This window comes from Anaerosalibacter bizertensis, from assembly GCF_009696605.1.
GTDB classification, from domain to species: Bacteria; Bacillota; Clostridia; order Tissierellales; family Sporanaerobacteraceae; genus Anaerosalibacter; species Anaerosalibacter bizertensis.
Map to the genome: position 1 here is coordinate 166,889 of NZ_VULR01000003.1, position 16,498 is coordinate 183,386.

The 16,498-nt window shown below is 29.5% G+C and carries 13 protein-coding genes; 11 read left to right on the forward strand and 2 right to left on the reverse strand.

Annotated features, from left to right (window positions below; translation table 11 throughout):
• The 6 genes from hemC (at position 1) to FYJ27_RS03650 (ending at position 8,877) form a co-directional block, all read left to right on the forward strand.
• Positions 1–909, forward strand: coding sequence for a hydroxymethylbilane synthase (gene hemC / locus FYJ27_RS03625; RefSeq protein ID WP_154483270.1), 909 nt, complete (start codon positions 1–3; stop codon positions 907–909).
• On the forward strand, positions 906–2,411 hold the full coding sequence (cobA, locus tag FYJ27_RS03630; protein ID WP_154483273.1) for a uroporphyrinogen-III C-methyltransferase: 1,506 nt from the start codon (positions 906–908) through the stop codon (positions 2,409–2,411). Before hemC ends, cobA begins: the two co-directional genes overlap by 4 nt.
• The gene (gene hemB, locus FYJ27_RS03635; RefSeq protein ID WP_154483276.1) at positions 2,411–3,379 is read left to right on the forward strand and encodes a porphobilinogen synthase; all 969 of its coding nucleotides are present in this window, start codon (positions 2,411–2,413) and stop codon (positions 3,377–3,379) included. The genes cobA and hemB overlap by 1 nt, the downstream gene beginning before the upstream one ends.
• Before the next feature lie 18 nt (positions 3,380–3,397).
• Entirely contained in the window at positions 3,398–4,687 is a 1,290-nt protein-coding gene (hemL, locus tag FYJ27_RS03640) for a glutamate-1-semialdehyde 2,1-aminomutase (protein ID WP_326831029.1), read from the forward strand.
• Between the two features lie 16 nt (positions 4,688–4,703).
• Positions 4,704–5,480: a sirohydrochlorin cobaltochelatase gene (locus tag FYJ27_RS03645; protein WP_154483279.1), complete on the forward strand. Its 777-nt coding sequence runs from the start codon at positions 4,704–4,706 to the stop codon at positions 5,478–5,480.
• Between the two features lie 169 nt (positions 5,481–5,649).
• On the forward strand, positions 5,650–8,877 hold the full coding sequence (locus FYJ27_RS03650) for a DEAD/DEAH box helicase (RefSeq protein WP_154483282.1): 3,228 nt from the start codon (positions 5,650–5,652) through the stop codon (positions 8,875–8,877).
• A 12-nt stretch (positions 8,878–8,889) separates the two neighbouring features.
• Here the strand turns inward: FYJ27_RS03650 and FYJ27_RS03655 are convergent, their stop codons facing one another.
• Positions 8,890–9,561, reverse strand: a complete 672-nt coding sequence (locus FYJ27_RS03655) for an NAD(P)H-hydrate epimerase (RefSeq protein WP_154483285.1) — start codon at positions 9,559–9,561, stop codon at positions 8,890–8,892.
• Between the two features lie 170 nt (positions 9,562–9,731).
• Between FYJ27_RS03655 and FYJ27_RS03660 the strand changes: the two genes are divergently transcribed.
• The 5 genes from FYJ27_RS03660 to rlmD all read left to right on the forward strand — a co-directional run bounded on the left by FYJ27_RS03660 (position 9,732) and on the right by rlmD (position 15,426).
• On the forward strand, positions 9,732–10,370 hold the full coding sequence (locus FYJ27_RS03660) for an ABC transporter ATP-binding protein (protein ID WP_154483288.1): 639 nt from the start codon (positions 9,732–9,734) through the stop codon (positions 10,368–10,370).
• A gap of 4 nt (positions 10,371–10,374) precedes the next feature.
• Positions 10,375–11,154 carry an ABC transporter permease gene (locus tag FYJ27_RS03665; RefSeq protein ID WP_154483291.1) on the forward strand — a complete coding sequence of 260 codons (780 nt, stop codon included), beginning with the start codon at positions 10,375–10,377 and terminating at the stop codon, positions 11,152–11,154.
• 157 nt (positions 11,155–11,311) lie between these two features.
• Positions 11,312–12,049: a CRISPR-associated endoribonuclease Cas6 gene (gene cas6, locus FYJ27_RS03670; protein ID WP_154483294.1), complete on the forward strand. Its 738-nt coding sequence runs from the start codon at positions 11,312–11,314 to the stop codon at positions 12,047–12,049.
• Positions 12,050–12,172: 123 nt separating this feature from the next.
• Positions 12,173–13,999 (forward strand): WG repeat-containing protein, encoded by a 1,827-nt coding sequence (locus FYJ27_RS03675; RefSeq protein WP_154483297.1) that lies wholly within the window; start codon positions 12,173–12,175, stop codon positions 13,997–13,999.
• Positions 14,000–14,061: 62 nt separating this feature from the next.
• The gene (gene rlmD / locus FYJ27_RS03680; RefSeq protein WP_154483300.1) at positions 14,062–15,426 is read left to right on the forward strand and encodes a 23S rRNA (uracil(1939)-C(5))-methyltransferase RlmD; all 1,365 of its coding nucleotides are present in this window, start codon (positions 14,062–14,064) and stop codon (positions 15,424–15,426) included.
• A 201-nt stretch (positions 15,427–15,627) separates the two neighbouring features.
• On the opposite strand, the gene FYJ27_RS13015 is transcribed toward rlmD, so the two are convergent.
• Positions 15,628–16,323, reverse strand: coding sequence for a GIY-YIG nuclease family protein (locus FYJ27_RS13015; RefSeq protein WP_326831030.1), 696 nt, complete (start codon positions 16,321–16,323; stop codon positions 15,628–15,630).
• Between the last annotated feature and the right edge of the window lie 175 nt (positions 16,324–16,498).

Genomic DNA, 16,498 nt, shown 5'->3' on the forward strand with positions numbered 1-16,498 from the left:
ATGAAAGTAGTAGTTGGAGCTAGAGGAAGCAAACTTTCAATAACTCAAACTAATTTGATAATAGATATGATAAAAAAAGCACACCCTTATTTAGAAATAGAATTAAAGACAATTAAAACTAAAGGGGATATTTTAAGGGAAGCTTCATTATATAAAATTGGTGGAAAGGGAGTATTTGTAAAAGAAATTGAAAAGGAGCTTTTAAATGGGGAAATAGATATGGCAGTTCATAGCATGAAGGATATGCCTGGAGTACTTCCTGAAGGATTGAAACTATCTTATGTACCTGAAAGAGAGGATTATAGAGATGTTCTAGTTCTTAGAGAGGGCTTAAATAGCTTAGATGAGTTACCTATTGGAGCAAAAATTGGAACAGGAAGCAAGAGAAGAAAATATCAACTTCTTAGATATAGAAAGGATTTAAATATAATAGAAATAAGGGGAAATATAGATACTAGGATTAAAAAAATAGAATCAGAAAAATTAGACGGAGTAGTATTAGCAGCAGCAGGAATTAAAAGACTAGGTCTTGATAAAACTTTGAAGGATAGGCTTGTATATTTAGATAAAGAAATAGTTTTACCTTCTCCTTGTCAAGGAATACTTGCTATTGAAATAAGAAAAGATGATAAGAAAATGGAAGAAATCTTAAAGAGTATTTCTCATGAAAAAACAGAAATACAAGCCAAAGTGGAGCGAGGATTTCTAACGGGAGCAGGTGGGAGCTGTAAAGTCCCTATAGGAGCTTATTGTGAAATCTATGATGAAAAAGTAGTTTTAGAAGGGTTTTTAGGAACAGAAGATGGTAGTGTACTTATTAATAAAAGAATGGAAGGAAGTAAAGATTCTCTAGAAAAATTAGGTTATGACCTGGCAAATACAATGATTAGGGAGAGGGATAGCAGATGAAGGGAAAAGTATATTTAATAGGAGCTGGCCCAGGAGATTCTAGTTTAATAACTGTAAAAGGGCTAAAATGTATAAAGAATGCAGATGTAATAGTATATGATAGGTTGGCAAATGACAGCTTATTGGAAGAAGCAAGGGAAAACTGTAAATTTATATATGTGGGAAAAGAAGCAAAAAATCATGCTAAAACTCAAGACGAAATAAATGAAATAATATATAGAGAAGCTTTAGATGGCAATATTGTTGCAAGGCTTAAAGGAGGAGACCCTTATGTATTTGGAAGAGGAGGAGAAGAAGGGGAATATTTAATTAAGAGAGATATTCCTTTTGAAACTGTACCAGGGGTTACTTCTCCCATTGGAGGATTAGCTTATGCTGGAATACCTATAACCCATAGAGACTACGCTTCATCTTTCCATGTCATAACTGGACATTTGAAAGATGAAAACGAAGAACTGAATTGGAGTTCATTAGCAAAATTAAAAGGTACTCTTGTGTTTTTAATGGGAGTTTCAAATTTGAAAAAGATATGTGAAAATCTTATTGAAAATGGTAAACCTGAAGATACACCTGTAGCCATAATAAATTGGGCTACAACACCTTATCAAAGGGTAGTTGAAGGTAATCTTTCAAATATATATGAAAAAGCATTGGAAGAAAAAATAACTCCACCAAGTCTTATAGCGGTAGGAGAAGTAGTTAAATTAAGAAAAAACCTTAACTTTTTTGATAAGAAACCGTTATTTGGCAAAATTGTAGTTATAACTAGGGCTAAATCGCAAAAAAAAGAGTCTGTTAGTCAACTTAAAGAACTTGGAGCTATAACCTATGAATTTCCAACTATTAAAATAGATGAAATATCTCCTAATTTAGAATTGGATGAAGCCATTGAAAATATAGATAGATATACTTATATTGTATTAACTAGTAAAAACGGAGTAGATATATTTTTCAATAAAATGTTTTCTCTTGGTTATGATTCCAGAAGATTAGGAGGTATAAAGATTGGAGTAATTGGTCCTAAAACAGGAAAGGCTATAGAAAAGTATGGAATAAAACCAGATATTATTCCAAATGAATATGTAGCTGAGGCTTTAGTAGAAGAATTGAAAAATGTTTTAAATGACAAAGATAGGGTTCTAATTCCAAGAGCTAAGAGTGCAAGACCTTATTTAGTGGAAGAGCTTTCAAAACTATGCAAAGTGGATGAAGTTAAGATTTATGATACTTTAAAAGAGCAGTGTAATCCTAATGAGCTAATGGAGTTTTTAAATGATAAAGAAGAAATTTACTTTACTTTCACAAGTCCTTCAACTTTTAATAATTTTGTAGAGATATTAGGTGATAGAAGTAAAGATATCTTAAGTAAAGGTAGAATAATATCCATTGGTCCTATTACATCAAAGACTATAAAGCAAAATGGATATAAAGTATATAGTGAAGCAGAGAAATATACAGTAGATGGGATAATGGACATATTGTTAAAGGAAGGAGAAGCATAATGGAAATATTAAATAGGCCTAGAAGGCTTAGAAAAAATGAAACTATTAGAAGTCTAATAAGAGAGACTAAACTTTCTATTGAAGATTTTATTTATCCAATATTTGTTCAAGAAGGTACAGGAATTAAGGAAGAAATATTTTCTATGGAAGGAATCTATCGTTATTCAGTGGACAAGGTGCTGAAGGAGATAGAAGAAGTAGAAAGTTTAGGAATAAAAGCTATTTTGTTATTTGGAATTCCAGAGAATAAGGATGAATTTGGTACGGAAGGTTATACCGAAGATGGAATTATACAAAGGGCTGTAAGAGAAATTAAAAAAGTTTTTCCTCAAATGTATGTTATAACAGATGTATGTATGTGTGAATATACTTCTCATGGTCATTGTGGAATTCTTTTGGAAAATGGATATGTAGATAATGATAAAACACTAGAATATCTAGGCAAAATAGCTTTAAGCCACGCCAGAGCAGGAGCGGATATGGTAGCTCCTTCTGATATGATGGATGGTAGAATAGAATACATTAGAAATTGTTTAGATGAAAATGGATTTGAAACTATTCCTATAATGGCCTATAGTGCTAAATATGCTTCTTCTTTTTATGGTCCATTTAGAGATGCAGCAGATTCATCACCGGCTTTTGGAGACAGAAAATCCTATCAAATGGATCCGGCTAATACAGACGAGGCTATTAGAGAGATTGAATTGGATATAATGGAAGGAGCAGATATAATAATGGTAAAACCAGCCCTTTCCTATCTAGATATTATAAGAAGATCAAAGGATAATTTTAATATGCCTTTAGCCGCTTATAATGTGAGTGGAGAGTATTCAATGCTTAAGTTAGCTGTAAAAGAAGGGCTTCTAGATGAAACAGCTATATTGGAATCTTTACTTTCAATTAAGAGGGCAGGAGCAGATATTATTATTTCATATTTTGCTAAAGATGTAGCTAAAATGTTAAAATAGCTAAAAGGAGTTGATAATGTGAATTTTGATAAGTCAAAAAAAGTATATGAAGAAGCTGTAAAATATATTCCAGGAGGAGTAAATAGTCCTGTTAGAGCCTTTAAATCTGTTGGAGCTGACCCAGTATTTGTTAAAAGTGGACTTGGAAGTAAAATAGAAGATGAGGACGGAAATACTTATATTGACTATATTTGCTCATGGGGTCCCTTAATACTTGGACATTCTAATGAGAAGTTATTAGAAGATATAGAAGACATTTTAAAAAGTGGAATAAGTTTTGGATTACCTACAAAAATAGAAGTAGATATGGCAAAACATATTGTAGATTCATATAATGCTGTAGAAATGGTTAGGATGGTAAACTCCGGTACAGAGGCTACTATGAGCGCCATAAGAGTAGCTAGAGGATATACTGGTAGAGATAAAATAATAAAATTTGAAGGTTGCTATCATGGACATAATGACTGTTTGCTTGTAAAATCAGGTTCAGGAGCTATAACCTATGGAGTACCTACTAGTAGTGGGGTTCCTGCAGATATTGTAAAGAACACTATAGTTTGTAGATATAATGATTTAGAAGATGTTAAGAAGGTTTTTGAAAAATTTGGAGATGATATAGCAGCTATAATAATAGAGCCTATAGCTGGAAATATGGGGTTAGTTCCGGCAAAGAAAGAATTTTTAGAAGGTCTTAGGAATGTAACCAAAGAAAATGGTTCAATACTTATATTTGATGAAGTAATAACAGGATTTAGGGTAAGCTATGGTGGAGCTAGTGAAGTATATGGAATTGAACCAGATATGGCTTGTTTTGGTAAAATAATTGGTGGAGGTTTCCCAGTTGGTGCTTACGGCGGAAAAAGAGAGATAATGGAAATGGTATCTCCAACAGGTCCAGTATATCAAGCAGGTACCCTTTCTGGAAACCCACTAGCTATGCATGTAGGTTATAAAAACCTTAAAACTTTAAGTGAAAATAAAGACATATATAGTGAATTAGAAAAAAAGGCGATTATGCTAGAAGAAGGAATTAAGAAAAATATAGAAGAATTAAATATAGATGCAACCATTGTAAGATTTAAGAGTATGCTAACCCTTTTCTTTGGAAAAGGACCTTTTGAAAACTTTGATGATGTTCAATCCTGCGATACTGAAGTATATGCTAAATATTTTAATGAAATGTTAAGTCGTGGAATAATGCTTCCACCAGCTCAATTTGAATGTATGTTTTTATCTACTGCTCTTACTGATGAAGATATAGAATATACTATTAAAGCAAACTATGAAGCATTAAAAGCTATTAAATAATGAAAAGAGGGATAAAATGAAAAAAGGTATACTTGTAGTTAGCTTTGGAACAACTTATGAAAATACTAGAAAATTATGCATAGAAAGCACTGAAAATAGAATAAAAGAGAAATTTAAAGACTATGAAGTAAAAAGGGCCTTTACTTCCCAAATGGTAATAGAAAGACTAAAAAAGAGGGATGGAATAAAAATAAATAATGTAGAAGAAGCTTTAGAAAATATGATAAATGAGGGATTTGAAGAAATATACATTCAGTCTCTACATATAATTCCAGGACATGAATATGAAAAGATGCATAGACAAATAGATAGTTTTAAAGAAAAATATAATTTTAAGAACATAAAAGTTGGAAAGCCCCTATTATCTGATGAAGAAGATTATGCAGAAGTAGTAGAAGCAGTAGATATTAAAGATTTAAAAGAAAGTGAAGCGATCATTTTTATGGGACATGGAACAGATCATGTTTCTGATAATTGTTATAGTAGGTTAGAAGATAAATTTGGTGAGAAAGGTTTTAAGAATGTATATGTGGCAACAGTAGAAGGAAATGAAACTATTGAAGATATAATTCCTTTGTTGAAAGAGAGAAAAATAGAAAAAGTAAAACTAATGCCTTTCATGTTAGTGGCAGGAGATCATGCAATAAATGATATGGCAGGAAATGAGGAAGATTCTTGGAAAAATAGACTTTTAAAAGAAAGTTTTAAAGTAGAAACTTATGTAAAAGGTCTTGGAGAAAATGAAAAGATAAGGGATATATTCGTATCTCATTTAGATAGTATAATTAAATAAAATTAGGCTTATTTTTAAATTAAAAGAACTTAGATTTTTCTGGGTTCTTTTCTTATTAATAGGTTACATTGTATATTTTAAATACAAATTAGTCTATGATATAATATAGTATTAAATAATAAATTTAATTGGTTTTGTTCTAATTAAATTATACTAATAGAGGTGTATTATGCTAAGTATAGATGATGAGTTTTTATTAGAAAGATCGGGAGATTATAAGTCTTATATAAGGGGAAAACAATATTATTATAACAACAGGGTTATAAATGTGAGATGTGACAAAGATTTAAAATATATTCAAGGAATAGTTGAAGGCAGTCAAAAATACAGGGTAGAACTTTATTTTAATGAATACCATAGTTTAGTTTCTTCTTATTGTACATGTCCTGCATATAAAAAATATTCTGGTGACTGTAAACATATTATCGCTCTTCTTTCCTATATACAAAATTCAAATATATTTAATAGATTCCAAAGAGACAATGAAGAAAACATAAAAAATATAATCGATTACTATAGATTTAACAATGAAAAGGAAGCTATACCTGTAAATGTAGAGTTTAATTATGAATTTAATTTTAATGAATTTGCAGGTATGGATGAAAGTTCTTTTTTAAACTTAAGAATGGGAGAAAAGAAACTATATGTAGTTAAAAATATTAAAAAATTTTTTGAGAGTTTAGAAAACAAAGAGGAGATATATTTTGGTAAAGAATTTACATTTGAACCTGGCAGGCATATATTTAAACCTGAAGATGAAAAAATAATGAGCTTTCTAAAGCTTTTATACGAAAATAATAAAATAGCCAATGCTAGCTATTATGGGAATAGGGGACAAAGTATATTTAAAGGTAAAAGAATTTTATTAACTCAAAGATCTTTAAAAAGTTTTTTTGAACATATGAATAATAGGAAATTCAATGCTTCTATATTGGAATCCCAATACAAAGATACAAATATAGTAGTAAATGATTTATCTATAGATATGAAATTAGAAGAAGAAAATGATGATTTAGTTCTTAAAATGGATTCTTTTGAAAATATAATCCCTCTTACTTCAGATGGTGAATATATTTTTAAAGATGGAAAAATTTATAAGCTTTCTGAACAGTGGAGAAAGAAAATAATGCCTTTATATAATGAAATAAGTTCAAGTAGGAATGAAGTATTGAAGATACCTAACAAATATAAAGAAGATTTCATGTCAGAGGTAATTTTAAATATTAAAGGTTTAGCTAAATTAGATATAGATGAAAAAATAGAAGACTCCATATATAGGCCAGAAATTCAATCTAATATATACTTAGATAAGGAAGAATATATTATAACAGGGAAAGTTGATTTTATATATGGAGATATAACTATAAATCCTTTTAGTTCTAAAAAGTCTAATAAAAATAACAAAATACTTCTAAGGGATATGGAGAAAGAGAGAAATATTCTTAAATTATTAGAAAAGAGTGAGTTTAAAGTTAGAGATGGAGAAATATATATAGATGAAGAAGAAAAAATATTTGATTTCGTATCCAATATTATTCCTGAACTTCAAAAACTATGTAATATATATTATTCTGAAAATTTTAGAACCATAGCACTTAAAGACTCCACATATTTTACAGGAAGTATAAGATTAAACAATGATATTGATATGCTTGAATTTGATTTTGGAATGGAAGGTATGAGCTCTAAAGAGCTTAAAGAAGTATTTAAGGCTTTGAAGGAGAAGAAAAAATACTATAGATTGAAAGACGGCTCTTTTTTGTTATTAGAAAATAAACAACTAGAATATATGGAAGATATATTTGAATATTTAAATATTGGAGAAAAAGATTTTGAAAAAGAAATATTTTCAATTCCTAAATATAGGGCGGCATATTTAGATGATTATTTCAAAGAAAAAGATCTAGGATTTATTGAGAAAAACGTTGATTTTAAAAATTTAGTTGAAGATATTAAAAAACCTGAAGATATAGAATATGAAATTCCTGAAGAATTAGAAAATATTCTTAGAGATTATCAAAAATTTGGATTTAAATGGTTAAAAACCTTATCTAAATATGGGCTAGGAGGAATATTAGCTGATGATATGGGATTGGGCAAGACATTACAAATAATTACCTTTTTATTGTCAGAAAAAAAAGAGAAGGGAGGATGGCCATCTATAGTAGTTGCTCCTACTTCCGTAGTATATAATTGGGAATCGGAAATTGAAAAGTTTGCCCCTAGCCTTAAAGTCCTTGTAGTATCAGGAAGTAAAGCTGAAAGAAGAGAACTTATAAAAGAGATTGAGAAGCAGGATGTAATAATAACATCCTATCCTTTAATTAGGAATGACATTGATGAATATAAAACAATCAAATTTAGATATTGTATATTAGATGAGGCCCAATATATAAAAAACCCGAAATCTTTAAGTGCAAGATCTGTAAAGAAGATAAATGCAAATAATTATTTTGCATTGACGGGCACTCCTATGGAAAACTCTTTAATAGAGTTATGGTCAATATTTGATTATTTAATGCCAGGATATTTATTATCTAATAAAAAGTTTGTAGAAAAATATGAGAAACCAATTACTAGAGAACAAGATGAAAGTGCTCTTAGAGATTTAAATAAGCATATAAGACCATTTATTCTAAGAAGGCTTAAAAAAGATGTGTTAGAGGAACTACCTGAGAAAATAGAACAAAAGATATTAGTAGAGTTGACTAATGAACAGAAAAAGGTATATCTTGCTTATTTACAGGCTATAAAAGGAGAAATAGAAGAAGAAATAGTAGCTAAAGGATTTAATAGGAGTCAAATTAAGATTTTGGCTGGACTTACAAGACTTAGGCAAATCTGTTGTCATCCAGGAATGTTTATGGAAAATTATAATGGACATAGTGGAAAATTAATTTATCTTAAAGAAATAATAAAAGATGCTATAGAAGGAGATCATAGAATACTTTTATTTTCTCAGTTTACCAGCATGTTAAAAATTGTTGAAGAGATGTTAAATGAAAATCATATAGATTATATGTATTTAGATGGTTCTACAAGTATTAAGGAAAGAGGAAGAAGGGTCAAAGACTTTAATAATGGACAAGGAGATGTATTTTTAGTTTCTCTAAAGGCAGGAGGAACAGGTTTGAACTTAACAGGAGCTGATACTGTTATTCACATAGATCCTTGGTGGAATCCAGCAGTAGAAGAACAGGCTACAGATAGAGCTTATAGAATGGGACAAAAAAATACTGTTCAAGTTATGAAGCTTATTACTAAAGGGACAATTGAAGAAAAAATATTTGAACTCCAAGAAAGAAAAAAAGAGATGATAGACAAGGTAATTACAGAAGGTGAAACTTTAGTATCTAAACTTAGCGAAGATGAAATAAAATATTTATTCGACATATAAATATTTTAGGACTTAGAAATTTCTAAGTCCTTTTTCTATGGCTATTTTAGGCATTCCAATTGGCTCAACAACTATTTCTCCAGCATATTTTTCCCCGCTATTTTCTACAAGGCCTTTCTTCAGAAGTTGAAATGTTACAGTTTTATCGGCTTTTATACATGTATTTAAAATTTCTCCAGTATCTGAACTAAGTCCTGATGGAATATCAACGGAAAGTATGAAATTATCGCTTTTATTTATAATTGAAATAGTTCTTTCAAACAGGCCTTCTATATTTCTAGATAGTCCTGTACCGAATATAGCATCTATAACCATTTCAGAAGAGCGTACACTCTTTTGAAGATGCTTTAAATCTTCCCTTTCTAAAATATGATGAATGTGAATATTCATATTCCTAAGAATTGAATAATTAGTGACAAAATCTTTGCTACCATGTCTGACATTTCCAATAACAAAGACATTTACATTTTTTCCTAATACCGATAGGTGTCTTCCAATAGCTAGTCCATCTCCTCCGTTATTTCCAACACCAGCTACAATGGTAAAATTATTATATGAATTTAAGTCTATATTCTTTATTACTTTTAAAGCTGCATTCTCCATAAGAACTATTCCAGGAATTCCTATGGCTTTAATACAAAAGCTATCAATTAAATTCATTTGTTTAGAAGTTACTTTTTCCATTTAAAATCCCTCCTGCAAATATGATTATATCATTAGTTTGTAATGTTTAGTAGTTAAAAACAGTTGGTTGCAATGTAAAATATCTGTAAAACTTAGTCTGGATTGTTAAGTACAATAAAAATGGTGGTATAATCTATAATATGTAGTACTCAACTAGGAAGGTGAAAAATATGTTTACTTTAGAAAATGTAAAATATAAAGATGTTTTACAGATACAAAATCTTAAAATTCACAGTGGAAAAGTAACTGTTATAGTTGGAGAAAGCGGAAGTGGTAAAAGTACCCTTTTGAGACTATTGAATCGTATGGTAAATCCCACTGAAGGGGAAATTTTTTACAATGGAAAAAATATTAGGGAAATAAATCCTGTTAACCTAAGAAGAAAAGTAGTTATGTTACCTCAAAACCCTATAATGTTTCCTGGTACTATTAAGGATAATCTACTTATAGGCTTTAAGTTTTCTGAAAAGCCTTTAGTAGACGATAACAAATTAAGTGAAGCAATGAAAATAGTAAAATTAGATAAAAAACTAGATGACAAGGTGGACAAACTTTCAGGAGGAGAAAAACAGAGAGTGGCACTGTGTAGAACTATGTTACTTGAACCAGAAGTTTTTTTATTAGACGAGCCTTCTTCTGCCTTGGATGAAGGAACAGAAGATATAATTATTAAAAATATTATAGACTATGTTGTAGAAAACAAAAAGACTTTAGTAATGGTAACTCACTCAATAAAAATAGCTGAAGAATATGGAGAAAATATATTAGAAATAGGAAATGGAAAAGTTATAAGAAATGAAATGAGGTGATGAAATGGAAGGTGTAGTTGATCTTAATATATATCAGATGATATCCGCCTATATATTTGTGCTAATATTATTAGTAATAGTTAGATTAAGGGGAATTCCTAGAGAAAAGGAAATAATTATTTCTTCTTTTAGAATGACTATACAATTGATTCTTGCAGGATATGTTTTAGATTATATATTTAAAAGTAGTAGTCCAATTCTAACATTAATAATTATAATGATTATGGAAGTATTTGCAATATATAATACATTTAAAAGGGTTAAATATCCATTGACTAAAGAATTGAAAAAGATTATATCTGTATCTATGTTTTCAGGAACTTTAGTAAGTTTATTTTATTTTTTATTGGTGGTTATTGGAATGAAGCCTTGGTATGATCCAAGATATTTTATACCAATATCTGGTATGATAGTAGGGAACTCAATGACAGGAATATCCTTAGGAACGAAAAATTTAATAGAAGGAATGAACAGCAAAAAAGATTTAGTAGAGACTGCTCTTATGATGGGAGCTACTCCTAAAATGGCATCAAAGGATATTGTAAACAACGCTTTTGATGCATCTATTTTACCAACTATAAATTCTATGGTAGGTATGGGAATTGTATCTCTACCTGGTATGATGACAGGACAAATACTTTCAGGTATATCTCCATTAATTGCAGTAAGATATCAAATAGCTATTATGCTTGGTATAATGGGAAGTGTTTCCTTAACAGTAATAATATTTTTACAATTAGGATATAAAACTTTCTTTACAAAGGATTCTCAACTAAATATATAGAAAAAATACTGCAATGATTATTGCAGTATTTTTTAGTTTATTCTAAATAAACCAAAATCCTTCTAGATTGTTTAAAAAGACCATTAAAAAGAAGGAATTTAGTAACTTTTATAGAAAAGATACTTTAGGCCTATATGAATTACTTGGAGGTATTAAAATGAAAGAAATCATTACATTTTATCCTGTAGAATCAAACAAATTAGTTTTACCAATTCAATACAATCATATGGTTCAAGCTATGATATACAATTTATTAAAAAAAGAACTAGCAACTTTTTTACATGAAGAAGGATTTAAAAATGAAAAAAGGGTTTTTAAAATGTTTTCTTTTTCAAGAATAACTGGAGATTATTTTTTAAACAAAAGAAAAGGAGAAATTATTTTTAAAGGACCAGTTAAATTAACTATATCATCACCTTATAGTAAATTTTCAAATTCTATAGGGAACAATCTATTATCTAGACAGGCTGTAAGACTTGGAAATAATTATTTAGAAGTAAAGCAAGTAACTGTTGAGAAAGAAATAGTAGATAAAGAAGAAATAAATATTAGAACTTTATCACCTATATCTACATATAGTACTCTTTTTAGAAAAGATGGAAAGAAGTTTACATATTATTATAATCCAAATGAAGAGGATTTTTCACAAACTATTAATAACAATTTAAAAAATAAGTATAAGGCCTTTTATTCTGAAGAACTACCTAAAGGAGATATAGAAATAAAACCTATTGGAAAGACAAGAATGTCTATAGTTAAATATAAAGGTTTTATAATAAAGGGTTATACAGGCAAGTTTAATGTTACAGGTCCAATTTCACTACTTCAATTAGCTATAGACACAGGATTAGGCAGTAAAAATAGTCAAGGATTTGGATGTATTGAAATGATTTAGAGATTGAAAAAATAATAATCTTAAAAACATGATAAATCCTATATATACAGCCCTTTATCACTTGATAAACTTTCATATAAATTATATAATTATTTTGAGAGGATATATGAAAAGAGGTGCGGCATGAGGGGGAAAAGGGCTGTATTTTTATTGATAATTGTATCGGTTTTAACTTTAATTTCTTGCAATAATAAGACAATAGAAGAACCAGAAAGTATAGAACTGTATCCAGCTTATAAAAAAGAAGGAAATCAGAAGAAATGGGGTTACCTAGGAAATGACGGTAGTTTTATTATTGAACCTAAATTTGAGCTAACTGAAGAATTTAATGAAAAAGGTTTAGGTAAAATATATTTAGAAGGTAAAATAGGACTTATAGATAAAAATGGGGCAATAGTACTGGAGCCTGTATATGATGCCATAGGAGATATGGAAGAAGGAGTATTTAGTGCTGTAAAAGGTGATAGATATTATATATTAGATATTATGGGGAATGAACTTTTCAATTCTAAAGAATATGTATTTCTAGGGGTATCAAGCGATCAATATATAGTAGCGGCAGAGGAAGATAAAGATGGTAATGTAAAAATGGGATATATAAATAAGAATGGAAAAGTTCTTATAGAACCTAAATACAGTGAAGCTTGGAATTTTAAAAATAATAGAGCTTTAGTTAAAACGGAAAACGATCAAAAATTAATTATAGATAAAAATGGAGATATTATTAAGAAACTTAAATATGAAAATGTGCTTCCAGATGATGAAAATAAAACCTTCGTTTTCTCAGATGAGAATAACCTATTTGGCTATTTAGATGAAAATGGAGATATTCTTGTAGAACCTAGGTTTAAAAATGCGTTTCATTTTAAAGATGGAATGGCTATAGTTAGCTTTGATGATGATTCTAATGATTCGGGAAAATGGGGAGTAATAGATATAAGTGGAAAATTTGTACTCAAGCCAGATTTTACTTATATATCTTATTTAGGCGAGGGACTATTTGCAGTTTCAAAGGACAAAATTGAAGGTAGTGAAATATATGCAAAAAAAGCTATTATAAATAAAGATGGGGAGCAATTAACAGATTTTAAATATTATAATGTAGGAGACAAAATTGAAAATGGCTATATTTCAGTAAGCGATAACAAGAAAACTTTCTTTATAGATATAGAAGGTAAAAAGATGTCTGATCTACCAGAAATAGAAGGGGTAGGACATATAACTTTGAAAGATAGCATAATAAAGGCCTCTATAGATGATAGATTATCATATTATAATAAAAGTGGAAAAGTTATATGGAAAGAGGATAATACATATAAATTAAAGGATAATATTTTAATAAAAGAAAATAAATACAATCCAACCCTTGGTTTAAGCATTTATTATCCTAAGTTAGAGAATCTTGAAAATAAAAAAGTAGAAGAGAAAATAAACAACCAACTTTATAAATTATTTATTAATAATATGGTAGATAAAGTAAAAGAGGAGGAAAAAAATACAACAGTTAAAATAGATTATAAAATAAAAATATATAATGATTTATTAATAGTACAAAAAAATTGTTTTAATTGTAAAATGATAGATGAAAAAATTATCCCAACAGAAGAAACTTATCACATAGATTTAAATACGGGAAATCTTTATGAACTGAAAAATTTATTTAAGCCAAATGTAAATTATGTAAAAAGGTTGACAGATATTATTAGAAATGAAATTGAAGAGAAAGATGGAGAAGGAGAATATTTTTTAGAGGAGTCCAGTGGTATAAAGGAAGAACAAAATTTTATATTATTTAAAGATTATTTACAATTATATTTTTATCCATCTGAAGTAGGAAGTCATACAGATGGTTTTCCAAGATTCAATATACCGTATGAAGAAATAAATGATATATTAGATACTGATTCGAGTTTTTGGAAAGCACTTAATTATACAAAAAAAGGGGATTAAAATTCCCCTTATTTTTTATGTCCATAATTGGTATAATAATATAGCTGAAAGGAGTGAAATATATGGTTAAAAAACGAGATGTAGTAGAAATGAAAATAGATAAGGTTCTCTTTCCAAATAAATCTTATGGATATGTAGATGGGAATAGAATTGACCTTAAAGGCGGAATAGAAGGACAAAAAGTAAGGGCGTATATAAAAAGAAAACGTAAGGATTCTTTCGACGCTAAGATAATAGAAGTAGTTGAAAAATCTCCTTTAGAAATAGATTCTAAATGTCCTCATTTTGGAAAATGTGGAGGTTGTACTTATCAATCTCTTTTTTATGAAGAGGAATTGAAGTATAAGGTAGCCCAAGTTAAAGAATTGTTTGATAGGGAAGGATTAGAGAATATCAACTTTTTAGGAATTGAAAAAAGTCCTAAAGAGTATGAATATAGAAATAAAATGGAATATACCTTTGGAGATGAAGAAAAAGGTGGGCCATTATCTTTAGGACTGCATAGGCGAGGAAAATTCTATGAAATAGTGAATGTGGAAAATTGTAATATTGTAGATAGTGATTTTACAACTATATTAAAAGAAGTGTTAAATTATTTTAAGGAAAAAGAGACTCCATATTATAATAAAAAATTCCATAAAGGTGTTCTTAGACATTTGGTTGTAAGAAAAGCTCTTTCTACTGGAGAAATATTAATAAATCTAGTTACTAGCTCCCAAGGAGAAATAGATTTAAATGAGCTTTTAGAAAGAATAAATAGTGTAGAACTAAAGGGAGAAATTGTAGGTTTTCTTCACACTACTAATGATAATGTGGCAGATGCAATAAAAGTTGATAAATTGGATTTAATATATGGTAGAGATTATATTATAGAAGAAATACTAGGACTTAAATTTAAAATATCACCATTTTCCTTTTTTCAAACTAATACTTTTGGAGCTGAGAAACTATATTCAATAGTTAGAGAATTTGCAGGGGATATCGATAATAAGATAGTGTTTGATTTATACTCAGGAACTGGTACTATAGCCCAAATAATGGCACCTGTAGCTAAAGAAGTTATAGGAATTGAGATTGTAGAAGAAGCAGTAGATATGGCAAGGAAAAATGCAAAGTTAAATAATCTGTCAAACATAGAGTTCATAGCTGGTGATGTACTAAAAGAAGTAGGAAACCTTAAACAAAAACCGGATTTAATAGTTATAGATCCGCCAAGAGAAGGAGTAAACCCTAAAGCAATAGGAAAAATAATAGATTTTTCTCCAGAAAACTTTGTCTATGTATCCTGCAATCCAGTAACATTGGTCAGAGACTTAAAAGAGTTTATAAATAGAGGATATAAAATAGATAAAATGAAATTAATGGACATGTTTCCAAAGACACCTCACGTTGAGTGCGTAGTATTGATGTCAAGGGTAGAGAAATAGGACTAATCAAAATACTGATAAATAAAGGGTTTCCTGACATTGCATTTTTTCTCGGCAACTTTGTCGAGAGATTAATGTCAGAAAACCCTTATTTTTATTCTTTGAGTAAACATATCAACTACCATGAAAGTGATAGGGGTTGAGTTGATAGGTTAGATTTTTTATAGGGGTTGAGGAGACAGGATAGATGTAAACTTCTGTTTAATTTTCCTCACTGTTTTCTATTTCTTTCAATGATACCCCGTCTTTCGTTTTCCATTCTACCAGTCCATTTACATGGCCCCCGATGACAAAAGCAGCAGCATATGATGGACTACGGAATAAGATATTTTCTTGAAGAATTCCATTTTCATCTATTTTGGCTCTTTGCCTACGTTCTTTAATACCTGGCGGAATACTCTCAGAATCTATAGTTTCAATATGACTACCTTGTAAGACAACAAAGCCTTCGTTTGTACGCTTACAGCTTGCCTCAATTACTTGTCCGCTCTTACGACTTTTTCGTTTCATAAAGAGAAGCAATTCTTCTTCAGGAACCTCCTCAGTGATAGCTGCTTGAGGTTTATCTGTTAGAGGTTCAAATAATTTGTGCCCAAGAGCGCCCATTATAATCTTAGCGTAATCAATGAACTCTTCAAGTTCACTTTCTTTTTCCTCAGTTATATTTCCGGGAGAAGGATCATTTCCGTTTTTCACGACATACCGATTTGCCTCAATTGCAAGCCTACAAAATCGGTTCTCAAGGTAACTAATCTCTGTAGGACCAAATGAATTATTGGATGTAGTAAATATAACAGCCTCTGTCCAATAATCTTTATCAGGATTTCGCTTATGTTCTATCAACCGACATAGAAGACCCTCACCATTTTTTCGTACTCCAGCTTGACCAATATACACTATATTGTCATCCGTTTGATCGGAAGTGCCAAATAGGAAGTAAACACCTGACATGTCAACACTTTTTTGGACAGTTTTTTACCGAACAATATATTTAAACTTTCTTGAATTTATTTGCAAGTCTAAGATTATTTATTTAATCCCGTCAAGGGTAAATAAACTCGCTATCGCTCGC